Source organism: Lysobacter sp. Soil_C_59 (assembly GCF_057656415.1).
The window spans coordinates 122812-145637 of sequence record NZ_JBDGKK010000003.1; the positions used below are offsets into that span (position 1 = coordinate 122812).

The window sequence follows — 22826 nt, forward strand, 5'->3', positions numbered from 1 at the left end:
AGATGGCCAATGGTCGCGGCGGGCTCAACGCAGCTCGATGGTGGCCTGCAGCGCAACCAGGGCACGATTTGCGCGCGGATCCTGGCTTCGCGCGGAAATGCGATAGATCGACTTGCCGTAGGTGGGTTGTGTGCCACCTTCCTGGTTGGCCGATGCGCTCCGACCGGAATCGGGCTCGTCACTCACCAGGACGTCGCCCATGTACTCGATGTAGTACTGCGGAGTGCTGGCAGGGTCATCGGAGTCGTTCCCCGTCGACGCGACTGTGATCCAGCAACCAGGCGTGTTGGCTTCACACTTCTCCGGGCTTGCCGTGTCCATGCCGGGCGGCGTTGCGGAACAAGTCGCGCGAGTGGGCGAACAGTCAACACCTATCGACTGCCCGGCCACGGCAGCCTCCTGCACTTTCTGCTCGGCAAGACGAAGCGCTGATTCAGCGGCCTGGAAGGCCAGGCTGCGATCGAACTGGTAGGCGCTCATGCGTTCTTCCATGAGGGTCCCGCGCAGGGCGACCAGGCCGAGAAGCGTCACCACGATCAACAGGATCAGGACGACCATGAGTGTCACGCCGCGTTGCCGCCGCCTGGATGGATGACTGGCATGCATGGTCACGTGGTCCGATTCCGCAATGCGACTGTGTGGACCAGCGTGCGCCCGAGCGCAGAACGATCAACCCCCACCTTCAGTGACAACCTGATCCGCACGGCGACGACATGCTGCCAGTCGACACTGGCGCTGGCAGGCACGTACGCGGCTGTGCCGTCGACCAGGTAGGTGATCTGCATGTCTTGTATATGCTCGGCGACTTCGTCACGGGGCTCCAAAGCCCCTGCTTCCACCACCGCACGATAGAGCGATCGGCCGCCGCGGTCGTTGTCATCGATGAACCAGCGAGTCGCTTGAACGCGCGCAATCAACGAGCCTGGTCGGTACTCCTTGCTGCTGCCACTGGCGCCGCACACGACGGGTTCCACCAGATCGGTGGTGCAATTTCCCGGAGTGCCGCTGCCTTGCACGTACTCGAGCGTGCTGCCGCCTTCGGTGGCGCGACTGATCTGGAGGATGGTGGCCTGGGTGTAATCGCAGACCAGCACGATGTCACCATCGCGGAAGTCATGGTCAGTCGTGTCGAGCCTGAAACTGGCCGGACGTCCCGAAGCCTGCGCGCCATGCTGTATGACCGTGGCAACCTGGCTGCCTGAGGATACGAATTCGATCGCATCGGTTCCGGCCGCACTGCGGGCGAGCCCGCCATTGTCGTAGCCGGTGATTCCCCTGTCCCAGTCCATCCACCACGGAACGGCCGCCGCGGATGCACCACTGAGGACATTGGCCATGGGAAGCGTTCTTCCGCAGGGGTTTCCTGCAGCCTGTCGAAGATCCCGCGCCATCAACTCGAACGCCACCCTGCCGTCCTCCTGGATGCGGGCCAGGCTCTCGGTCGCGCGAAAGGTGCGCTGGTTGGAAAGGAAGATTCCGACGGCAGCCGCAGTCACGAGCAAACCCAGCACGAGCGAGATCATCAACTCGACCAGGCTGAAGCCAGCGTTTTCGCCCACTGTCCGGACGGTCCCCCGGCGCTGGAGGCTCATAGCCTGGTCACGGTTGTGATCTCTTGCTGTTCGCTGCCACCGGTGCCGCGCGAGTCGTCCCAGCGAACCGTCACGCGGCAATCCCGGGCGCCGGTTCCCGCCACTGATGCGCATGCAACCGATCCGCAACCGCCCTGTCCCAGTTCGGCATTGATCAGGCCGATCCACGCGACCAGGTCACTGCGTCCCAGCGTGGCGACGGTAGGCTGGCCTCCCTTCGGCGGCGTCGGTGCCTGACAGGCCAATGCCATTTCATAGCCGCCTGCCCTTGCTTCGGTCAGGTTGGCGCGCATGGCATCCAGGATCGCGTAGCTGAGCACCACCGCCTGGCTGCGCTCCAGGGAACTCTGGCTATTGCGAAGTGCCGTCGCCTGCAGCGCTGCGATCCCCAGCAGTCCAATGGCCATCACCAGTACGGCGACAAGCACTTCGATCAGGCCCACGCCGCGCTGGCTGGCGGCGTTACAGGTTGTTGCCCGGCGCACCACACTGCCCTCCCCGGTTCTCGGACCGGGTGGAGATGCGACTGCCCCCAGCGATGCTGATCCGCCGTTGGCCACCTTCCGGGCCATCGCCGGGGACGCAGACCGCGACCCATGCGTTCAACAACGAACCGCCAGCCACGTGGGCAAGGCCGTCGGATCCGAATGCGATGCGGCTGCCCTGGATCGCCGTGCTTGCCCTGAGCTGTACAGCTGCAGGAACACTGCTCGCGCGCAAGATGTCGTCGACGGCCCCGTCCCGGTCGACATCGGCGATAGTGATCCAACCGTTCCAGACCGCACCGGCCTGGCAGCTGGCGCCATCGACGCTGCGGCAGACCGTGACGGTCCTGTTGAGGCGAACCGCCTCCAACCGGGCCAGTTGCAGCGTCGCCACCATTTCGTTGGCCGCGCCGCCGAGGCGGCCGTTGCTGATGATGGCGGTCATGCCCGGATAGCCGATCGCGGCCACGATTCCCACCACCGCGACGGCGATCATCAGCTCGAGCAACGTGAAGCCGCGCTCCGGACGACGCCCCGCGTAGTCGAGCCTCGACCCCTGCGAGGTCGCCTGGAGGACGAGCATCGTGATGTTCCCTGTGCCTGCCATGTGACTGAGGCTGTCACGTTAGGCCGCGCTGGGCGGGACGCCCATAAGAAAACGGGAAGGCAAGCCTTCCCGTTTCTTCTTACTGCCCGTAGGGCTATTCCGCTTTCAGCGCCACTACCGCCGCTGCCGGGACGCTCCCGTCCCCCTTGCCACGCGCGCGTCGCACCATGCGCGAAGTGCCGGTGCGCAGGTCGTCGAGCATCGCGTAGATCGTCGGCAGGAACAGCAGGCTCACCACCGTCGAGAACGCCAGGCCGCCGGCGATGGCACGCGCCATCGGGTAGTACGGAGGACCGTCACCGCCCAGCTGTGTGTTGGTCAGCGAGATCGGCACCATCGCCAGGATCGCCGTGCCCATCGTCATCAGGATCGGGCGCAGACGCTCGCGGCTGCCCTCGACCAGGGCGTCGGTACGCGAGAGACCGCGACGACGCAGGTTGTTGATGTGCTCGATCATCACGATGCCGTTGTTCACCACCACGCCCATCAGCACCAGGATGCCGATGAAGGCCATGATGTTGAACTCGGTGCCGGTGAGCCAGAACAGCCAGAACACACCGAAGACCGAGAACAGCACGCCGCTCATGATTGCCGACGGGAACAGCAGCGACTCGAACACCGCCGCCATCACCACGTAGATCATGATCAGGGCGATCAGCAGGTTGAACATCATCTGGCTGTTGGCCTCGGCCTCATCCTCGAAAGCTCCGCTCTCGAAGGTGAAGCTGTAGCCGGCCGGGAACGCCACTGACTTGAGCGCCTCCTCCATCGCCTTGCGCGCTTCGGGAACGGTGGCCTTCTCGGCCAGGTTCGCCTGGATCGCCACCGTGGTCTGGCGGTTGGCGCGCTGGATCTGCGTGGCCGACGGCTTCACCGCCACGTCGACCATCGCCAGCAAGGGCACGGTGCGGCCATCCGGGGCACGCACGGTGAAGCTGTCGATGTCCTCGACACCGAAGTGCTCGGCACCGGCGAAACGCACCCACACCGGAACTTCGGTTTCGCCGCGACGGAACTCGCGCAGCGGAGCGCCGCGCAGTGCCAGGCCGACGAAGCTGGCCACTTCCTGCGCGCTGAAACCGAACGCCGCCGCCCGATCCCGGTCCACGTGCACCGACAGCTCGCTGTTCTGGTCGCCGATGTCGACCCGGACGTCGCGCAGTTCCTTGCGCTTGGACAGGATCGGCACGATGTCGTTGGCCAGCTCGACCAGGGTCTCGGTCGAGTCGCCGACCAGCTGCACCTGGACATTCTGCCCTGGCCCACCGCCGCCGCCACCGCCGCCGCCCTGGTTGCCGATGCCGATATTGGCGCGGGCAGACTTGGGCAGATCGTTGCGCAGCTTCTCGATCGTCGCCTTGGTCTCGTCGATCTTGTCGAGGTCGAAGGTGATGCGGGTGCCGCCCCAGCCCTGCTCGCTGAAGTACGAGTAGATCTGGGTGATGTTGTAGCGCTTGCGGTTGGCCTCGAGGAACTTCTCGATCTTGAGGATTTCCGCCGACATCTGCTCCTTGGTGTACGCGCCCTTCCACTGGTAGAAGATGTTGGTCTCGGTGCCGTCGTCGCCACCGAACATGTTCTTCTTGGTCAGGTTCATCGGCACAATACTGATCGCGATGATCATCAGGATGCCGAGCACGCTCTTGCCACGGTGCTCCAGCGTCCAGCGCAGGAAGCGGGCGTAGCCGCTCTGCAGGCGCGGGATCAGGCCGCGGTCCGAACGCACCGCCGGCGGCGTCTTCAGTCGTGCCGAGATCATCGGGATCAGGCTGACGGCCACCAGCCACGAGGCCAGCAGCGACACCGAGATCGTGATGGCGATCTGCGACAGGTAGATGCTGAGGAAGTTGCGGTCGCCGAACAGGTTGGGCAGGAACACGATGCAGTGGCACAGCGTGCCGGCCGACAGGGCGATCGCGACGTGCTTGGTACCGACGATGGAGGCCATCGTCGGCTGGTCCGGCATGCGCTCGCGTTCCTGGTAGATGCTCTCCACCACGACCACGGCATTGTCGACCAGCATGCCCACCGCCAGCAGCAGGCCCATCATCGTCAGGATGTTGAGCGTGACGCCGGTGAAGTACATGAAGCCCAGGGTCATCACGAAGCAGATCGGGATGGCCAGGGTCACCATCAACGTCGACGGCCAGTGACGCAGGAAGAAGAACAGCACCGCGATCGACAACAGCAGGCCGATGCCGCCGGCCTCGGCCAGTTCGAGCAGCGAACTGGTGACGTTGTCACCCTGGTTGTCGATGATCTTGATCTGGATCCCGGCCATTTCCGGCTGGTCGCGGATCGCCTCGACTTCCTTGAGCGCGTTGCTGGAGACCTCCACCAGGTTGGCCTGGCGCTCCTTGAAGATGTCCAGGCCGATCGCCGGCTTGCCGTCGAGACGGCGGCCGTAGTTCATCCGCGCCGGCTTCAGGCGGATTTCGGCGATGTCGCCAAGGCGCGTGCCCTTGGTGTCGATGATCAGGTCACGCAACTGCTGCAGGTCGGTGATCTCGCCGACCGGCTGCACGCGCAGGCGCCGGCCGCCATCGTCGATCTGTCCGGCGGATACCGAAAAATTGACGGCCTGCAGCCGGGTGTTGAGGTCGTTGATGCTCAGGTTGTGCGCGGTCAACCGGTCGGGGTCGATCGCAATCTCGACCTCGTTGGGTGCCGCGCCGGTCACTTCCACCCGCGCCACGCCCGGGATGCGTTCGATGCGCCGCTTGAACTCGCGGTCGATCATGTCGTACGCGCCGGTCAGGTCGGTCGAACTGGCCAGGCGCACGCGCAACACCGGTTCATCGGTGGTGGAGAACTTGAACACGTTGTAACGCTGCAGGTCGTCCGGCAGGTCGTCGCGGATGGCGTCGATCCGCTCGCGCGCCTCCGAGGCCGCGATGGCGACATCGCGGTCCCAGTCCGAGAACTGCATGAAGATCTCGGCGCCGTCGGAACGGGCGTTGGCATCCATGCGCTTGACGTCGGTCATCGTCGACAGCGCTTCTTCCACCGGCCGCAGCAGCGTGCGTTCCACTTCCTCCGGCGTCGATCCCTCGTAAGGGATCTGGACGAAGATGAAAGGTGGCGAGACCTCCGGGAAGGCCTCCAGCGGCAGCCGGATCGCCGCGATCAGGCCGATCACGAACAGCGACACGAAGAACATGATCGCCGTGACCGGCCGCTTGATGCTGAGCTCTGCAATCGTCATGTCAGTGCTCCGCTCAGACCGGCTCGACCTGGCCGTCGTCGTTCGACGCGACCTTGCCGTGCGTACGGCGGGCACGCTCGACGTAGTAGTCGTCGGCGCGGCGGTCCAGCAGGTCGTACACCACCGGGATCACCAGCAGCGTCAGCAACGTCGACACCAGCAGGCCGCCGATCACGGTGATGGCCATCGGCGAGCGCACTTCCGCGCCCTCGCCCATCGCCAGCGCCAGGGGCAGGAAGCCGAACAGCGTGCACATCGTGGTCATGATGATCGGGCGCAGGCGCGAACGGGCGCCTTCGACCAGGGCCTCGCGCTTGGGCACGCCGTGCTCGCGCAACTGGTTGACCTTGTCGACCAGGATGATCGCGTTCTTCACCACCAGGCCCACCAGCAGGATCAGGCCGATGAAGACCACCACCGATACCGGCGAATTGGTCAGCAGCAGTGCCAGCACCGCGCCGACCAGCGCCAGCGGGATGGTGAACAGGATCACGAACGGGTGCAGCAGCGACTCGAACTGCGACGCCATCACCAGGTAGACCAGGAAGATCGCCAGGCCGAACGCGAACAGCAGCGAGCGCACCGACTCGGCCAGCTCTTCGCCCTGGCCGCCGATGTGCATGCCGACACCGGCACCGAGCGGCTGCTCGGCGATCATGTCGCGCACTTCCTGCACGGCACCACCCAGGTCGATATCGCGCAGGTTGGCCGAGACGATCGCCACGCGCACCTGGTCGGCGCGGTGGATTTCGCTCGGGCCGGTCGTGGAGACGACATCTGCCACCGCATCCAGCGTCACCGGGCGGGTGCTGCCCGGATTGACGATCAGGCGACGGATGTTGTCGACCGAGGCACGGTCGGTTTCGCGGGCACGCACCAGCACGTCGATCTTGCGGTCGCGGAAGCTGTAGCGCGTGGCGACGTCGCCGCGCACCTTCTTCACGACCACGTCGGCGATCTGGCGGGTGGTCAGGCCGAGCGCACCGGCGCGGTCCTGGTCGAAGCGGATCTGGATCTCCGGGAAGCCTTCCTCGACCGTCGACTTGACGTCGGCATAGTGAGGATTGGCACGCAGCATCGCCGCCATGCGCTGGCCGGCGACCTGGATGCTTTCCAGGTCCTGCCCGCGCAGTTCGATTTCAAGCGGCGTGGAGAAACTGAAGAGCTCCGGACGGCTGAAGTCCACCTGAGCACCCGGATGCGACTGCATGGTCGTGCGCAGGCGCTCGGTCTCGCGCGCCTCCACGTCCTTGCTGCCGCCATCGGCCATGACCACGGTCAGCTTGCCGATGTTCTCGCCGCTCTCGGTCGGATTGGCGTCCAGTCGGGTACCGCTGCCGCTGACGCCATACAGCGTGCGGATGCCGTCGTCCTTGGCGTGCTTGTCCTGCAACTCGCGAACCAGTGCGTCGGTTTCGCGCAGCGGCGTACCCGGCGGCAGCTTCACGGTCATCTCGAAGCGGTCCTGGGCCAGCTGCGGGATCAGGTCGGCACCCAGCAACGGAATTGCCAGCAGGGTCAGGGCGAATGCCGCAGCGGCAAAGCCCAGCACCAGCCACGGCTTGCGCAGCGCGGTCGGCAACAGCTTCATGTAGCCGCGCTCGGCACGTCCGTACGGCGCCATGGCGATGTCGCTTGCCTTGCGCATTACCGGACCGACCACGGCGACCACGCCACGCCATGCGCGGACGATCAGCCAGGTCAGGCCGAAGAACGCACCGCGGGTGCCGACACCGATGCCATGCTCGACGGCGGCGATGGGCTTCTGCAGCTTCGAGGTCGGCTGCCAGCGCGGATGCGGGGCCTCTTCCGGGAAGGCCATCGGCGGCCGGCCCTTGAGCGCGCTGAGCATCGGGATCAGCGTCATCGACACGACCAGCGAGATGCCGATGGCCAATGCCACGGTCAACGCCTGGTCGCGGAACAGCTGGCCGGCGATGCCCTGCACGAACACCAGCGGCAGGAACACCGCGATGGTGGTCAGGGTCGAGGCGACCACGGCCATGCTCACTTCGCGGGTACCGGCGATGGCGGCATCGAGGATGCCTAGCCCTCGCTCTCGCGCCTTGGCGATGCTTTCGAGCACGACGATCGAGTCGTCCACGACCAGGCCGGTGGCCAATGCCAGGCCGCCGAGCGACATCACGTTGAGGCTCAGGCCCAGCTGGCCCATGAAGAAGAACGTGGCGATGATCGACACCGGCAGCGAGAGGCCGATGACGAACGTGCTCCAGCCATCGCGCAGGAACAGGAAGATGATCAGCACGGCCAGCATGCCGCCGATCACCGCGTCCTTCTTGACGTCGCTGATGGCGTGGCGGATGAACTGCGACTGGTCGTCGATCGTGGTCAGTTCCACGTCCGGCGGAATCTGTTCCTTGATCTCTTCCAGGCGCTTGCTGATCGCGTCGGCGGTGGCAACGGTATTGGCGTCGCCTTCCTTGTAGATCGCCAGCTCGACCGCTTCCTTGCCGGCCAGACGGATGATCGCCTCGCGTTCCTTGTAACCCTGGCGGACTTCGGCGATGTCCTTCAGGCGCACCGGCATGCCGCCGGCCACGGTGCCACCGCCAGCGGAGTTGGCACTTTGCACGGATGCAGCCGCGGCCATGGCTTCGGCCGAACCGGTCTGCGCCGCGATCGCCGCCATCTGCGCAGCCGCACTGGCAGCCGCGTTGTCGCCACCACTACGCGTGGTGACCAGCATTTCGCGGATTTCCGGCACGCTGGCGAACTGGTTCACCGTGCGCACCAGGTAGCGCTGAGAACCTTCTTCCAGGCGGCCGCCGGAGATGTTGATGTTCTCCTGCTGCAGGCGCTGGATGACGTTGTCGATCGGCAGGTTCAACTGCGCCAGCTTCTGCTGGTCGATGTCGACCTGGATCTCGTCCTCGAGACCACCGCCAACCTTGACCGCGGCAACGCCATCGACCGGCTCGAGCTTCTTCTTCAGATCGTCATCGGCGTAGCGGCGCAGCCCGGTGAGCTGGCGCATGGCCTCGGTGTCGCTGGTCGCGGCGGTCTTGGACGACAGCGCGATGCGAAGGATCGGTTCGGTCGACGGATTGAAGCGCAGCAGCACCGGGGCCTTGGCCTCCAGCGGCAGTTGCAGGACTTCCATTTTGTCGCGCACTTCGAGGCTGGCCTGGTCCATGTCGGTGCCCCAGGCAAACTCGAGCACGACGTCGCTCTGGCCGGTACGCGAAACAGACTTCAGCTTGCGCAGTCCCTTGACCACGCCAACGGCCTCTTCGACCGGCTCGCTGATCAGGGTTTCGATTTCAGACGGCGCCGCACCGGTGTATTCGGTGCGCACCGTCAGGGTCGGGTAACTCAGGTCGGGCAGCAGATTGACCTTGAGGTCGCTCAGCGCGATGAATCCGAACATCACGAAGGTGAGGGTCACCATCATCACCGTGACCCGGCGACGCGTGGAGAACTCGACCAGATTGAAGCCGGATGATTCGTTCGCAGGTTGCGTCACGTTCGCTCTCCGCGATGATTACTGCTTCTTGGCTTCGGTTTTGGCGGCCGCGACCTTCTTCGCCGGCTGGCCCAGCACCTGCACGACGGTGCCGTCACGCAGTGCGGTTTTGCCGGCGACCACGACCTGGTCACCCACCTTCACGCCGGTGCGGATTTCCGCCCAGGAACCGTCCATGTAGCCCAGCTTGACCGGCACGCGGGTGGTCTTGTCGCCCTTGACGACGAACACCGCCGGATCGCCGTCATCCTCGAGCAGGGCCACGCGCGGCACCACGAGGGCATCGGCGCGCTGGTCGTAGTCGATCTTGATGCGACCGAACATGCCCGGCTGCAGCACGCCGCCGCCGGCAAACGCGCAGACCACGCGGAAGGTGCCGCTGCCGGAGTCCACCACCGGTGCGACGCGGTCGACGGTGCCGCTGAAAACCTTGCCCGGCAGCGCGTCGACCTGCATCTGCACCGGCAGGCCGGCCTTGAGCGTGGCGAGCTCGCGCTCGGGCACGTTCAAGGTGGCTTCCAGGCGCGAGGTGTCGACGATGCGGAAGATCGGCGTGTTGATCTGGACGAAGTTGCCGGTCTTGATCGAGCGCGAGGCGATCACGCCGGAGATCGGCGCTTCCACGTTCGCGTAGGACAGTTCCAGGTTGGCCATGCGGTTGGCCGCGCGGGCCTCTTCGAGGTCGAAGCGCAGCTGGTCGTTGTCATTGGCGCTGAGCAGTTTCTGCTCGGCCATCTGCTTGCCGCGGGAATAGTTGGCCTCGAGCTTGCGCATGCGGGCGTCGGTCTGGGCGACCTGCTGCTGCGAGCGGGCCGCATCCAGGCGCACCAGGGTCTGGCCGGCACGGACCGGCTGGCCTTCCTCGACAAGCACGTTCAGTGCCACGCCCGAGGTCTTGGCCACCACCTGCGACTCGGCCACCGGCTCCAGGGCCGCCGTGCCGGTGTAGCTGGCCGCGACCGCACGGCGCGAGGCCTTGGCGACCTCGACCGGGACGGCCTCCGGGCCCTTCTCGCCCTCTTTGGCCTGGGCTTCTCCAGGGCCGCCACCGCCCTTGCAGGAGGCCAGCAGCAGGGCGCTCGACAGTGCCAGGCAGGGCAGCAGGACGCGAGCGGTGTGGGCAAAACCACGGCTGCGATTTCGGGAGAGATGACGCATGAATTGAACCCCAAGGTGGCTGTTTACCGGACCGTATGCCGGTGTTGTAGATAGGTATATCACCTGCCCCGTTCACCAACATCCGCCGAAGGTCATGGTGACTGGAGCCATGTCGCGGGGCGGAACCCTAAGTAGAGTTCTCGTCAGCCGCAACAACCATCGATGCAAAATGGCACCGCTTCGTTGCATCGATATCGCAGGCTATACTTGCGCACTTATGCGCGGCCCTCCTGAAGAGGGACGGCCACGCGCAGCCAGCTTCAGAACCTTTCGCTAGCCATTCGAGATTGCGGACTACGACATGATGCGACCGCTGATGATCGCCGCCTGCTTCCTGCTGACCACCGCTGCGTCCGTCGCATCGGCCCAGGAAACCCAGGCCCCCACCGCCGCCCCGGCCGCTGCCACCGCAACCACGGCACCTGCCGCTGTTAAGGGTGATGCCGCCAAGGGACACCAGCTGACCTACACCTGCCAGGGTTGCCACGGCATCACCGGCTACAAGAACGCCTACCCGAACTTCCACGTGCCCAAGATCGGCGGGCAGTCGGCGGAGTACCTGGTCAACGCGTTGAACGAATACAAGAAGGGCGCGCGCAAGCACCCGACGATGCAGGCCCAGTCGCAGAGCTTCTCCGACCAGGACATCGCCGACATCGCCGCCTTCCTTTCGTCCTTGAAGTGAGTGAGCAGACCATGACGAACAAGATCCTCGCCATCGCCCTGCTCGCCTCGCTCGCGGTGGTCGGCTGCTCCAGCTCCGACACTCCGGCCGAGCATTCCGCCGCCGATCGCGCAGAAGGCCACACCTCTTCGTCCGCCGGCCTGCCGGCCGGTCACATCGCCGCCGGCGAGCAGCTCGCCAGCACCAAGGGCAAGGCCACCGGCCAGTCCTGCGTCGACTGCCACGGTGCCGAAGGCAATGCCCCGATCGACGGGACCTACCCGAAGCTCGCCGGCCAGTACTACGACTACATCGCGCACGCCTTGCAGGCCTACCGCGACGGCGACCGCGAGCACGCGCTGATGTCGAGCCAGGCCAAGGACCTGACCGACCAGCAGATCGCCGACCTGGCCGCGTACTTCGGTTCGCGCCAGAGCAACCTGCGCGACCTGCACAACGCACACTGATCGCCGCCTGGCGATACGGCGAAAAAGCCCGCTTCGGCGGGCTTTTTTGTTTTTGCCCGTCATCCCCGGGAATTTGTTTTTGCCGTCATCCCCGCGAAGGCGGGGATCCAGGGACGTTGGCTCCTGCGCTTCGAGCAGAAGCAGATGGATCCCGGCGTTCGCCGGGATGACGGTCAGCCGCCGGCGGGTTTCACTGACCCGTTGTCTTCCTGCAACGCCGGTTTGAACGGTATCGCCGGTGGCGGTCGCGCGCCGGCCGGCTGGTCGTTGAGGTTGGGATCGCTGATGCCGCAGCCGCCGCCCAGGCTCAGCATCGAGATCACGCACTCGATGCTCTTGCCGGTGCCCGGGATTGGAATCGCCACCTTCCTCACGCCCCTGCGCACCCATTCGGCGAGCAGCGACTCGTTGGGAACCCAGTACTTGTCGAAGCTCGTCGGCTCGAAATCGTTGGGCTTGCGACGCAGCCAGGTGCCGGCGCGGTCGAGGTCCTTGATCTCCTCGGTGATCGTGCCCGGCGGCTGCCCCGGCGAAGCCGAACCCGGCGCGTCGGCGATCCGGACGCTACCGTCGCTGTTGTAGAGCCCGGGCTGTTCGCCACGCTGGCCACCCGGTCGATTGCGGGTCGACTCGCCCCAGTCGTCGCCGCGCGTCGGCGTCGACCAGGTTCCCGGTGCGGGCGCCGGCTTCGGGCCGGCACCGGCGCCGGCGACTGGCTGCGTGCCACTGCCGGCTGGCGCGGCCGGGCGCTGTTGCGCGGAACCGGGCGTGCCTGCGGCAGGCGCGGGCGCCGTGCTTGCGGCGGCAGTCGACGTCGCCGGGCTTGCGGCCGGCGCTGCCGTCGCGGTGCTGGCAGCAGGCGCACTCGCCGTGGCTGTCGGCGCCTGCGTCGGTGCGGCCGGAGCCGGTGACGGAGGCGCAGGCGTCGGCGGGGTCGGAATCTCGGCCGTGCGAATGCTGGGGGCGGTCGATCGCACTTGCGGCACCGGAACCGCCGGAGTCGGCAACGTGCGCACGGGTGCCGGCGGCAGCTGCACGGGCACTGGCACTTCGCGCACGGCGACTTCGCGCTGGCGTTGCTCGATGGATGGCGCGGCGACTTCGCGCGGGGTGATGTTCGGGCGGATCGGCTGCACCGGTTCGGCCACTTCCGCGGTGCGCACAGTGGGCGCCGCCGTGCTCAGCTCCGGAGCCGCCACGGCCGCTTCCGGCGGGCGACGCCGCGTCGGCGGCAGGACGAACACGGTTGGTTCGCTCGGTGTCGGTTCGCTCACCACCACCGGCTGCTCGGCCGTCGGCGCTGGCGGGGGCAACTGCGGTTCGGGGACGTCGCGCTGGGCGACTTCCGGGACCGGTGCGTCCACCGGCGGCACCGGCATTGCGACCTCGGGCGGACTGGGCTGCGCGCTCGGCGCACTCGCTGCACTTTCCTGGGCGGGCGCGGCAGCGGCTTGCTGCGGTTGCGGCTGGGCCTGCTGCTGTTGCTGTTGGCCCGGCTCGCCCGGGCCACCGCCCGGTTCTTTCGGCGTGCCCTTGCCGACGTACTCGACCATTACCACTTCCTCGCCCTGCGGCTGCAGTGCGCTGGCGGCCATGAAGCGCAGGTACATCAGATAGAGCAGCATCGCCGCGAAGAACACGTGCCAAAGCACCGTGAACGCGGTGGCGAACCAGTGCACGCGCCGATCGATGCGGTCCTGCTTCACATCGCCGTGCCAGTCCTGTCGCCACAGCGTGGCGAAGGACTGCCAGCGGGTCAGGTCGCCTATGCGCTTTGGCGGCGGGACGGCCAGCGGCCGCGCAAGGAACACCTCGATGAACGCTTCCGCAGTCGCGCCGCGAACCGCGCCGATGCGTTCGTGCAGGCTCGCGAACCAGGTCTGCCAGCCCGGCGGAAACTCACCGGGCTGGCGTCGCAGATGCGGCGAAATGAGCTGCAGCCGTCGCTGCAGGGCGTGGATCAGTTCGGCGGCGGAGAACATCTACGTCGCCGCGCCCTGCTCAGGCCGCCGAATCGCGGGGGATGTAGGGTGCGTCGCCGGTCTCGTGATCGGTGGCGTCACGCACTGCCGTCACTCCGGGCACCTTGGTCATCAGGGTCTTCTCGATGCCCTGCTTGAGGGTCACGTCGGCCATTCCGCAACCGTGGCAGCCACCACCGAAGCGCAGCACGACCACGCCGTCGGCGGTGACTTCCTGCACGGCGACGTTGCCGCGATGGGACGCGAGCTGCGGATTGATCTCGTGCTCGACGATCCAGTGCACGCGCTCGACCAGCGAAGCCGACTCGGCAGGCTCCTCGCCCTTGATCTTCGGCGCGCGGATCTGGAGCTGGCCACCGGTGGCCTGGGTCTCGTAGTCGATCTGGGCGCCGTCGAGGTATTTCACGCTGGCGGCGTCGAGCCACACCGTGAAGCCTTCGCAGTCCACGGCCCACTCGTCACCCTGCAGGTCGCCGGGCTCGGCGAACTCCAGGCGCACGTCCGCGCGCGGCGTGCCGGCGTGGACAGCAGCCAGTCGTACGCCCAGGCCCGGCAGGGCCTCGCGCTCGATCAGCTTGAGGAAGTGGCGCTGGGCGGATTCGGAAATGTTGATCATGGGGGCTATTCTACCGGGGTCCGCGCAGCTCGATGGTGCGCCCCCCTGGAATGACCGCCGACGATGGCTTCCGTTCAGTCGGCGGGACGCGTAAAGGAATCATTGCCGATGAACGACCTCGTCCCCCTCGCCCAGGCCCATTGCCTTGCCCGTCGCGGCAGCGAACACCGGCTCAGCGAGGCTCGCATCCGCGAATTGCTGCCGCAGGTTCAAGGCTGGGAACTGGTCGAGGATGGGCACGCCCTCTCCAGGACGTACTCGTTCGGCAACTACTACGAAACCATGGCGTTCGTGAACGCGCTGGCATTCATGGCCCACCGCGAGGACCACCATCCCGACCTCGGCGTGCATTACAACCGCTGCGTCGTGCGCTATTCGACCCACGACGTCGGCGGCCTGAGCGAGAACGACTTCATCTGCGCGGCCAAGGCCGACGCCCTGGCCGGTTGATCGCTCCCGCCCTTTCCACTTTCCCCGAGGCAGTCAGCATGGACATCATGGGCACGGATATGAAGAGCATGCTTCGCCGCCACGGCTTCTCCGCGCTGGCCTCGGTCGCCCTGCCCCTGCTGCTGGGTGCCTGCCACAAGGGGCCCGAACAGCCGGCACCGGCGGCGGTCGCACTGACCGAACTGATGGCGGTCGATACGCCTCCACCCGGCTATCCCGAGGAACTGGCCTGCGACAACATCGGCGGCCAGGTGCTGCTGGCGCTGTCGGTCGGGGCGGATGGCAAGGTCGCTTCGGCGAATGTGCTGCGCAGCAGCGGCATCGCTCCGCTGGACAAGGCCGCGCTGGAAGGCGTGCGCAACTGGACCTTCAAGCCGGCGACCCGTGATGGCGTCGCGCAGTCCAGCAAGCTGCAGGTGCCGGTGAATTTCCGGCCGCCGGCGGTGCGGCCGCAGGCGTGCTTTGCGCTGGATGAGCAGCGGCGTCGCGCTGGCGGGAAGTAAGAGCAGATGGATCCCGGCGTTCGCCGGGATGACGGTGACGAGGTGGAAGCGCTGCGGGCCTGGGTCCCGGCGTTCGCCGGGACGACGGTGATTGGGATGACGGTGACGGTTATGCCAGGCGGTCCAGCACGTCGATCAGTTCCGGCGCCAGCGGCGCGTTGAGCAGGTACGGGGTCTTGCCGTTGTCGAGCGAGAACTCCAGCGTCGAGGCGTGCAGGAACATCCGCTTCAGGCCGACCTGATCGCGCAGGCGCTTGTTGGCCTCGGCGTCGCCGTACTTGTCGTCGCCGGCGATCGCGTGGCCGATGTGCTGGGCGTGGACGCGGATCTGGTGGGTGCGGCCGGTCTCGATCCGCACCTCACAGTAGGACTGCCCGCCGCGGCGCTCGAGCACCTTGAAATGGCTCAGCGAGGCCTTGCCTGCCGGATTGACCTGGACATGGCGCTCGCCACCCTGGCGCAGGCCGACGTGCAGCGGGGCATCGACGGTCATCAAGCCATCGGGCATGCGCCCGGTCAGCAGCGCCAGGTAACGCTTGCGGATGCCGATGCCGTCGTAGTCGCGGTCCTCGCGCATCAGCGCCTGCAGCTCGGTCAGGGCCGAGCGCTTCTTGGCCACGACCAGCAGGCCCGAGGTGTCCCGGTCCAGGCGGTGGACCAGCTCCAGGCTCATGTTCGGACGCAGCGCCCGCAGCGATTCGATCGCACCGTGGCTGATGCCGCTGCCGCCGTGGCTGGCAAGGCCAGCCGGCTTGTTCAGGGCCAGCAGGCGCGCGTCCTCGAACACGATCGCCGCCTCCAGGGCATCGAGCAGGCCCTTCGGCGGCGTCGGCTTGTCGCCAACCTCGCTGAGCCGAACCGGCGGAATCCGCACTTCGTCGCCGGCCTCGAGCTTGCGCTCGGCCTTGGCGCGGCCGCCGTTGACCCGGACCTGGCCCGAGCGGACGAGCTTGTAGACCAGCGACCTGGGCGCGCCCTTGAGCTGGCCGAGGAGGAAATTGTCCAGGCGCTGGCCGTCCCGATCCTCGGGGACACGGACGGTGCGGACCTGGCTGGCGTCCTGGCGAGGCGCCGGGCCGGGGTTGGGGGGAGCTGAATGGGTCATCCGGGGGAGGTTATCTGATACACTCGCGACGCGAGATAAGGTTTTGATTTCGCAGGAACTTGCACTCAAAGGCCGAAAGCCCCTGTCCTGCGATTCCGGTCCGCGTCTAACCACTGCCCCCGGGGTAGCCATGTTAGCAGCGATGGTCCGGCGGAACCGGTTCCCGCCCGGTGGGTCAAACCACCTGTGATGAACACGTCCCGTGCGGCGTTCGCGCCGCCGGCCCTAGTACCAGGAAAAAAGAGATAAGCGCTCCCGCGGCGTGCCGTGGTGTCGTAGCGCTGGAAAACTTGAAGCCGCCGCGCCCGGATCATTCCCTGGCAGAGGCAGGCTTGCGGTATCCAGAGGCGAAACGCCCACGGCGTTCCGCGGCTGCAGGACGCATGCGTCCTGCGCCGACCACGCGCAGGAGCGCGCGAGGAACGCAACAATGAAGCGAATGCTGATCAATGCGACGCAGGCAGAAGAACTGCGCGTCGCCACCGTCGATGGCCAGACCCTGTACGACATCGACATCGAGCAACCGGCGAAAGAACAGAAGAAGTCCAACATCTACAAGGGCCGCATCACCCGGCTCGAACCCTCCCTCGAGGCCGCCTTCGTCGAATACGGCGGCGAGCGTCACGGCTTCCTGCCGCTGAAGGAGATTTCCCGCGATTACTTCCAGGCTGGCGTCGACCACAACAAGGCCGGCCTGCGTGAACTGCTGCGCGAAGGCCAGGAAGTCGTAGTCCAGGTCGACAAGGAAGAGCGTGGCAACAAGGGCGCTGCCCTGACCACGTTCATCTCGCTGGCCGGCCGCTACATGGTGCTGATGCCCAACTCGCCCACCGCCGGCGGCGTCTCGCGCCGGATCGAGGGCGACGACCGCGCCGCGCTCAAGCAGGCCATGGACAGCCTGGACATCCCCGATGACATGGGCGTGATCATCCGCACCGCCGGCGTCGGCCGCGATGCCGAAGAGCTGCAGTGGGACCTCGACTACCTGCTGCAGGTATGGAAGGCCATTGCCGAGGCCGCGCTGACCAAGCCGGCACCGTTCCTGCTGTACCAGGAATCGCGCCTGATCATCCGTGCCCTGCGCGACTACATGCGTCCGGACATCGGCGAGATCCTGGTCGATACCCCGGAGATGTACGCCGAGGCACGCGACTTCGTCGAACAGGTGATGCCGCACAACCTGCGCAAGCTCAAGCACTACACCGACGACACGCCGCTGTTCAACCGCTTCCAGATCGAATCGCAGATCGAGAACGCCTACGAGCGCGAAGTGCGCCTGCCGTCGGGCGGCGCGCTGGTGATCGACCAGACCGAAGCCTTGACCGCGGTCGACGTCAACTCGGCGCGCGCCACCAAGGGCGGCGACATCGAGGAAACCGCGTTCAACACCAACCTGGAAGCGGCTGAGGAAGTCGCCCGCCAGATGCGCCTGCGCGACCTCGGCGGCCTGGTGGTGATCGACTTCATCGACATGGCGTCGAACAAGCACCAGCGCGACGTCGAGAACCGCCTTGCCCACGCCCTCAAGCAGGACCGTGCGCGCGTGCAGATCGGCCGCATCTCGCGCTTCGGCCTGCTCGAACTGAGCCGCCAGCGCCTGCGTCCGTCGCTGGGTGAATCGAGCCAGATTGTCTGCCCGCGTTGCGAAGGCCACGGCCGCATGCGCAGCGTCGAGTCGCTGTCGCTGTCGATCCTGCGCCTGGCTGAAGAGCATGCGATGAAGGAGAACACCGGCCAAGTGCTGGTGCAGGCTCCGACCGAGATCGCCAACTACCTGCTCAACGAAAAGCGCCGCGCCCTGAGCGAGATCGAGAAGCGCCATGACGCGCCGATCCTGATCGTCGCCGACGAGCAGCTGCACACCCCGCACTACGAAGTCACGCGCATCCGCGAGAACGAGCTGGGCGAAGAGTCGAGCAAGCCGAGCTACCAGCGCGGCACCCCGCGCAAGCTGCCGACGCATGCACTGACCAAGGCCCACCTCAACATCCCGCCGACTCCGGCGGTGACCAACGTCAAGCCGGCCCAGCCTGCCCCGCTGCGCGAGCCGCGTGAGCAGCAGGTCGACCAGATGCCGGCACCGGCACCGGTGGTTGCGACGCCGACCCATTCGATCGGCGTGGTCGAGCGCATCCTGCGTTTCTTCCGTGGCAGCCAGCCGGCTGCGGCGCAGCCGGCCCCGGCCGCGCGTCCGCAGGACGGCCGCGGTCGCAACGAGCGCAATGACCGCAACGCGCAGCGCCGCGACGGTCGCGGCGGCAAGCAGGGTGGCCGCGATGGCCGCCGTGACGAGCAGCCGCGTCGCGACGAGGCACGCCGTGACGAGCCGCGTCGTGACGAGCAGCGCCGCGACAAGCAGCAGGCCCAGGGCAACCAGCCCAAGCAGGCGCAGCAGCCGCAGCAGGCCAAGCCGCAGCAACAGCAGCAGCCCAAGCAACAGCAGCAGCCCAGGCCGCCCAAGCCGCAGTCCGACGAGCGCCAGCAGGCGCAGGTCCAGCAGCAGGCGCAGGGCGAAACCGCCCCGCGTCCGCCGCGCGAGCCCAGGCCTGCCGCAGCCAAGCCGGAAGCAGCACCGGTGACGGACGCCGCGATCATCGCAACCGCAGCAGTGGCTGGTGAGGCCGCCGCAGTGGCCGGTGAAGCCGTCGAAGCCGCCAAGGTCGAGGGCGTTGTCGCCGCGACCAACCCGGGCGAGAACGCATCCGCCGCTGGCGAAGCCGCCGGCGAAGGCAGTGGTCGTCGTCGTCGCGGTCGTCGTGGTGGTCGCCGTCGTCGTCGTGGCGGTGGTGGTGAAGGCACGGCCGGTGGCGAAGAAGCCGGCATGCAGGACGACCATCTGCTCGACGACGAAGACGACACCGGCAGCGAGCACGCTCCGGCGCCGGCCGTCGCGGCGAACCGTTCGCAGCCCGAGTTCGACTTCGATGACGAGGGCGATGTGGGCACGCAGGCGACCAGGCCTGCTGCCGCCGCTCCGGCTGCGGTCGCAGTGGCTGCAGTGGCAGCGGTTGCACCGGCGGTGGTCGAGGCGGTCAAGCTCGAACCTGTCGCCGCCCCTGCCCCGGCCGTCGAACCTGAGGCACCGGTTGCGACGATCGAATCGGCTGCACCGCAGCACGACGAAGTTGTCGTTGCCCCGGTCACGCCGGTTGCGGTCGTCGAAGCACCGGTGGTCGTGGCTGATGTCGTCAATGACACGGTCGCCGAACCGGTAGTCGAAACCGTGCCGGAACCGGTCGTTGTCGAAGCACCGGCGGTGGTGGAAGCGCCGGTCGCCCAGACCACGCCGGAAGCGCCGTCCGTGCAGGATGACGTGCAGGACGAGCCGCTGAAGTCGGAGCGCATCGACGAAGTGCAGATCACCGACTCGCGTCCGGTCGCACCGGTCGCGCCGGTGGCCGACATTCCGCGCACGGCAGGCCTGTTCGACGCCCTGCCGCAGGAAGGCATTGCTCCGGTCGAAGTGGAGCCGGTCGCCGCTGCGGCCGATGCCGCCGTCGCTGGCGCCGATGCCGCCGCGGAACCGGCTGCAGTCGAGACGGCCGCTGACGAGGCGGCTGGTGAAGTGCCGGCAGACGTGGCCGCGCACGAGATCGACAAGCGCGGCAGCGAGCCCAAGCACGAGGAAGGCCACGCCTGATCGGCGTAGCTTTCCTCGTTCCGATCCAGCAGAACTGGCCGCCATTGGTGGCCAGTTTTGTTTTGGGCTACGAATCGGCGCCTGGTTCGCAGGCGCTACACGTCAGAGCGCGTTGACCGGATCCACCAGTCCGTAACGACTGGCCATGCGTGCCAACGCGATGTTGTCGTGGATGTCGAGCTTCTCGAACAACCGCGCCTTGTGCGTGTTGACGGTCTTGGCGCTGAGGCTCAGGCGCTTGGCGATATCGTCCTGGCGCAAGCCCTGCACCAGCAGCAGCGCCACTTCCAGCTCGCGCGGTGACAGTTCGTCGAACGGCGACGAATCGCCTGCGATTCCTGACAACGCCAGGTTCTGGGCAATGCTGCTGGCCAGGTAACGCTTGCCGCGCGAGACGTCGCGCACGGCCCGCACCAGCTCGCTGGCGTCGCCGCCCTTGCCGACGTATCCCGAGGCACCTGCCTCGAGCAGGCGCTTGGGCATCGGTCCGTCCTCGAGCACGGAAACGATGATCACGCGCGTGCCGTGATCGCCCCGCACCACGCGTTCGGTGACTTCCAAACCGCTCAGTCCCGGCAGGTGCAGGTCGCACAGCACGACGTCGGGATGCAGCTTGCGGATCATCGGCAACGCCAGCTCGCCGCTCTCCACGTCCCCCACTACTTCGATGTCGGTCTCGGCCGACAGGATCATGCGCATACCCGTCCTGACCAGCGCATGGTCGTCTACGATGAAAACTCGGATGCTCATCCTTTTCCCCGGGCAGTTTCTCGCCGGGTCCCGAGGCTACGCGCCACTTCCGGGGGGCGCAACCCGGCAGGCCCAATGGCCCATTGCACTGGGCGCAAGCTTGGGCACACTGCGGACTTTCCCGACAAGGATTCGATCCGATGCGTCAGCTCGCCCCCGCTCTTGCCGTGCTGCTGGTTACCGCCTGCGCTCCGACCACGCAGGCAACGCGCCCCACCGCCGCCGAAGTTGTCGCACCCGCCGGCAATACCGCAGCTACGCAGTGGCTTGGCGACGTGCGCGCGATTTCCGACGCCGGCGAGAATGCACAGCGTCGCGCCGCGATCACGCAGCGCATGGATGCGATGGGCATCACCTGGCGCAAGGAAGCGTTCGTCGACGGCAAGCGTGAAGGCGAGAACCTGATCGCCGACCTCGGCGGTCCGGACGGCGCACCGCTGCTGCTGATCGGCGCCCATTCCGACCGCGTGGAACACGGCAAGGGCGCCACCGACAACGCCTCCGGCAGCGCCACCGTGCTCGCACTCGCGCAGCGACTGCGTGCGCAGCCGTTGCAGCATCACCGCGTCGCGATCGCGTTCTGGGACCTGGAAGAAGCCGGCCTGCTCGGCTCCAAGGCATACGTCGCGGCGGGCAAGACCAAGCCTGCGCTGTACGTGAACTTCGACGTGTTCGGCTGGGGCGACACGCTGTGGATGATGACGCCGGCAAACGGCCAGCAGGCGCTGGTCGACAGCAGCAGGACCGCAACGCAGTCGGTCGGCATCGGTTTCTCTCCGGGCGAGCAGTACCCGCCCACCGACCACCTGCCCTTCATTCGTGCCGGTTGGCCGGCCGTGTCGTACTCGCTGGTGGGCGCAGACGAAATCAAGCTGGTGCTTGAAGCCTATGCCGGCAAGAAGCCCGCCGCGCCGGCGAAAGTCATGGCGGTCATTCACAGCGACAAGGACACGATCGAGCAGGTGGATGCGACTGCTGCCGTGCGCGGCGTCGATGCCGTCGAGAAGGCGTTGCGCGGCTGGGATGCAGCGGCACCGGCCGCAGCGACCGGGATGTCCGCAAACGGCCAGTAATCGCCCGCGGACCCTGCCACTCTGACCCCGTTTTAGACCCCGTTTTCTCCCCCATCAAGTCGTGAGGCCTCCATGTCGAGCAATGCCCGGTACGCAGCGCAGTTCCGTCAACTCCATGCAGGTGGGCTGCTGTTGCTGCCCAATGCCTGGGATGCCGGCAGTGCACGACTGATCGAGAGCCTGGGGGCCAAGGCGATCGCCACCACCAGTGCCGGCGTCGCCTGGGCGAATGGCTATGCCGACGGCGACCAGTTGCCGATTGCGCAACTGGTCGCGACGGCGGAGTCGATCGCGCGCGTGATCGCGATTCCGCTCAGCGTCGACGTCGAGGGTGGTTACTCCGATGATCCGGCTACAGTGGCCGACAATGTCGTGCGCCTGGCGAGCATCGGCGTGGTCGGCATCAACCTGGAGGACGGTGCCGGCGCTCCGGAGCTGCTGTGCGCCAAGATCGAGCGGATCAAACGCGAATGCGCACAGCGCGGGCTGGATGTGTACATCAACGCCCGCACCGACGTGTACCTGCGTGGACTGGCGCCGGCCGGCCAGCGCGTGGAGCCTACCCTCGCCCGCGCCGCGCTCTACAGCGACGCCGGGGCCGATGGGCTGTTCGTGCCGGGCCTGACGGACGCGGACGAGATCGGTGCAGTCGCTTCCCGCGCCGGCGTGCCGCTCAACGTGATGCTACGCCCCAACCTGCCCGATACCTCCACGCTCGAGTCACTCGGCGTGCGCCGGCTCAGTGCCGGCTCCAACCTCGCCGAAGAGGCATACGCGCATACGCGTGCGGGCGCGCAGGAGTTCCTTCGCAGCGGGCGCAGCCCGACGTCGACTGACGTCATGGGTTACGGGGCGATCAACGGGCTGTTCGCGGATCCCTGATCGCCGCAGAGCGGTTCAAGGCGCCCTCTGACGCAAAGTCAGGCGCGGACACTTCCTGGCTCCCTGAACGGGTGTTTCCGGCGACCATTGCCGGCGTCACCCGCTGTGTGGAATACCCCTGAATTCAAGCCGGTTTCGCACATGGCGCATGTGCGATCCGGCA

General features: G+C 66.9%; 18 protein-coding genes. 7 read left to right on the forward strand and 11 right to left on the reverse strand.

What is annotated here, in order from left to right; genetic code table 11:
• Positions 1-24: 24 nt before the first annotated feature.
• From AC3A3Q_RS07325 to AC3A3Q_RS07355, 7 genes are all read right to left on the reverse strand, one after another.
• Entirely contained in the window at positions 25-606 is a 582-nt protein-coding gene (locus AC3A3Q_RS07325) for a pilus assembly PilX family protein (protein WP_487585968.1), read from the reverse strand.
• 2 nt (positions 607-608) lie between these two features.
• Positions 609-1559, reverse strand: a complete 951-nt coding sequence (locus AC3A3Q_RS07330) for a PilW family protein (RefSeq protein ID WP_487585630.1) — start codon at positions 1557-1559, stop codon at positions 609-611.
• A gap of 29 nt (positions 1560-1588) precedes the next feature.
• Positions 1589-2080, reverse strand: a complete 492-nt coding sequence (gene pilV / locus AC3A3Q_RS07335) for a type IV pilus modification protein PilV (protein WP_487585631.1) — start codon at positions 2078-2080, stop codon at positions 1589-1591.
• Positions 2055-2660, reverse strand: coding sequence for a GspH/FimT family pseudopilin (locus AC3A3Q_RS07340; protein ID WP_487585632.1), 606 nt, complete (start codon positions 2658-2660; stop codon positions 2055-2057). Before AC3A3Q_RS07340 ends, pilV begins: the two co-directional genes overlap by 26 nt.
• Positions 2661-2778: 118 nt before the next feature.
• Positions 2779-5889, reverse strand: a complete 3111-nt coding sequence (locus AC3A3Q_RS07345; RefSeq protein WP_487585633.1) for an efflux RND transporter permease subunit — start codon at positions 5887-5889, stop codon at positions 2779-2781.
• Between the two features lie 13 nt (positions 5890-5902).
• Entirely contained in the window at positions 5903-9373 is a 3471-nt protein-coding gene (locus AC3A3Q_RS07350) for an efflux RND transporter permease subunit (protein ID WP_487585634.1), read from the reverse strand.
• An 18-nt stretch (positions 9374-9391) separates the two neighbouring features.
• Positions 9392-10531 carry an efflux RND transporter periplasmic adaptor subunit gene (locus AC3A3Q_RS07355; protein WP_487585635.1) on the reverse strand — a complete coding sequence of 380 codons (1140 nt, stop codon included), beginning with the start codon at positions 10529-10531 and terminating at the stop codon, positions 9392-9394.
• A 304-nt stretch (positions 10532-10835) separates the two neighbouring features.
• Between AC3A3Q_RS07355 and AC3A3Q_RS07360 the strand changes: the two genes are divergently transcribed.
• Together AC3A3Q_RS07360 and AC3A3Q_RS07365 are read left to right on the forward strand one after the other, a co-directional pair.
• Positions 10836-11216, forward strand: a complete 381-nt coding sequence (locus tag AC3A3Q_RS07360; RefSeq protein ID WP_487585969.1) for a c-type cytochrome — start codon at positions 10836-10838, stop codon at positions 11214-11216.
• An 11-nt stretch (positions 11217-11227) separates the two neighbouring features.
• Entirely contained in the window at positions 11228-11662 is a 435-nt protein-coding gene (locus AC3A3Q_RS07365; protein ID WP_200605357.1) for a c-type cytochrome, read from the forward strand.
• Between the two features lie 173 nt (positions 11663-11835).
• On the opposite strand, the gene AC3A3Q_RS07370 is transcribed toward AC3A3Q_RS07365, so the two are convergent.
• The gene (locus AC3A3Q_RS07370) at positions 11836-13644 is read right to left on the reverse strand and encodes a transmembrane repetitive protein (RefSeq protein WP_487585636.1); all 1809 of its coding nucleotides are present in this window, start codon (positions 13642-13644) and stop codon (positions 11836-11838) included.
• Between the two features lie 19 nt (positions 13645-13663).
• Entirely contained in the window at positions 13664-14260 is a 597-nt protein-coding gene (locus AC3A3Q_RS07375) for an NfuA family Fe-S biogenesis protein (RefSeq protein WP_487585637.1), read from the reverse strand.
• Between the two features lie 108 nt (positions 14261-14368).
• On the opposite strand from AC3A3Q_RS07375, the gene AC3A3Q_RS07380 reads away from it, so the two are divergent.
• Positions 14369-14710, forward strand: coding sequence for a 4a-hydroxytetrahydrobiopterin dehydratase (locus AC3A3Q_RS07380; protein ID WP_200605360.1), 342 nt, complete (start codon positions 14369-14371; stop codon positions 14708-14710).
• A 47-nt stretch (positions 14711-14757) separates the two neighbouring features.
• Entirely contained in the window at positions 14758-15213 is a 456-nt protein-coding gene (locus AC3A3Q_RS07385) for an energy transducer TonB (RefSeq protein WP_487585638.1), read from the forward strand.
• A gap of 109 nt (positions 15214-15322) precedes the next feature.
• Here the strand turns inward: AC3A3Q_RS07385 and AC3A3Q_RS07390 are convergent, their stop codons facing one another.
• Positions 15323-16318: an RluA family pseudouridine synthase gene (locus AC3A3Q_RS07390; protein ID WP_487585639.1), complete on the reverse strand. Its 996-nt coding sequence runs from the start codon at positions 16316-16318 to the stop codon at positions 15323-15325.
• 430 nt (positions 16319-16748) lie between these two features.
• Between AC3A3Q_RS07390 and rne the strand changes: the two genes are divergently transcribed.
• A complete protein-coding gene (rne, locus tag AC3A3Q_RS07395; RefSeq protein ID WP_487585640.1) occupies positions 16749-19958 on the forward strand; it encodes a ribonuclease E in 3210 nt (1069 codons plus the stop codon).
• A gap of 102 nt (positions 19959-20060) precedes the next feature.
• Here rne and AC3A3Q_RS07400 read toward each other — a convergent pair whose 3' ends face one another.
• Positions 20061-20708, reverse strand: a complete 648-nt coding sequence (locus tag AC3A3Q_RS07400; protein ID WP_200605364.1) for a response regulator — start codon at positions 20706-20708, stop codon at positions 20061-20063.
• A gap of 140 nt (positions 20709-20848) precedes the next feature.
• On the opposite strand from AC3A3Q_RS07400, the gene AC3A3Q_RS07405 reads away from it, so the two are divergent.
• Entirely contained in the window at positions 20849-21781 is a 933-nt protein-coding gene (locus AC3A3Q_RS07405) for a M28 family metallopeptidase (protein WP_487585641.1), read from the forward strand.
• A gap of 72 nt (positions 21782-21853) precedes the next feature.
• Positions 21854-22663: an isocitrate lyase/PEP mutase family protein gene (locus AC3A3Q_RS07410; RefSeq protein ID WP_487585642.1), complete on the forward strand. Its 810-nt coding sequence runs from the start codon at positions 21854-21856 to the stop codon at positions 22661-22663.
• Positions 22664-22826 lie beyond the last annotated feature (163 nt).

Bases quoted from the DNA above. Each gene is read 5' to 3' on its own strand.
- AC3A3Q_RS07325 (WP_487585968.1), bottom strand. From the start codon at position 606: ATGCATGCCAGTCATCCATCCAGGCGGCGGCAACGCGGCGTGACACTC.
- AC3A3Q_RS07340 (WP_487585632.1), bottom strand. From the start codon at position 2,660: ATGCTCGTCCTCCAGGCGACCTCGCAGGGGTCGAGGCTCGACTACGCG.
- AC3A3Q_RS07345 (WP_487585633.1), bottom strand. From the start codon at position 5,889: ATGACGATTGCAGAGCTCAGCATCAAGCGGCCGGTCACGGCGATCATG.
- AC3A3Q_RS07355 (WP_487585635.1), bottom strand. From the start codon at position 10,531: ATGCGTCATCTCTCCCGAAATCGCAGCCGTGGTTTTGCCCACACCGCT.
- AC3A3Q_RS07360 (WP_487585969.1), top strand. From the start codon at position 10,836: ATGCGACCGCTGATGATCGCCGCCTGCTTCCTGCTGACCACCGCTGCG.
- AC3A3Q_RS07365 (WP_200605357.1), top strand. From the start codon at position 11,228: ATGACGAACAAGATCCTCGCCATCGCCCTGCTCGCCTCGCTCGCGGTG.
- AC3A3Q_RS07370 (WP_487585636.1), bottom strand. From the start codon at position 13,644: ATGTTCTCCGCCGCCGAACTGATCCACGCCCTGCAGCGACGGCTGCAG.
- AC3A3Q_RS07375 (WP_487585637.1), bottom strand. From the start codon at position 14,260: ATGATCAACATTTCCGAATCCGCCCAGCGCCACTTCCTCAAGCTGATC.
- AC3A3Q_RS07380 (WP_200605360.1), top strand. From the start codon at position 14,369: ATGAACGACCTCGTCCCCCTCGCCCAGGCCCATTGCCTTGCCCGTCGC.
- AC3A3Q_RS07385 (WP_487585638.1), top strand. From the start codon at position 14,758: ATGGGCACGGATATGAAGAGCATGCTTCGCCGCCACGGCTTCTCCGCG.
- AC3A3Q_RS07390 (WP_487585639.1), bottom strand. From the start codon at position 16,318: ATGACCCATTCAGCTCCCCCCAACCCCGGCCCGGCGCCTCGCCAGGAC.
- rne (WP_487585640.1), top strand. From the start codon at position 16,749: ATGAAGCGAATGCTGATCAATGCGACGCAGGCAGAAGAACTGCGCGTC.
- AC3A3Q_RS07400 (WP_200605364.1), bottom strand. From the start codon at position 20,708: ATGAGCATCCGAGTTTTCATCGTAGACGACCATGCGCTGGTCAGGACG.
- AC3A3Q_RS07405 (WP_487585641.1), top strand. From the start codon at position 20,849: ATGCGTCAGCTCGCCCCCGCTCTTGCCGTGCTGCTGGTTACCGCCTGC.
- AC3A3Q_RS07410 (WP_487585642.1), top strand. From the start codon at position 21,854: ATGTCGAGCAATGCCCGGTACGCAGCGCAGTTCCGTCAACTCCATGCA.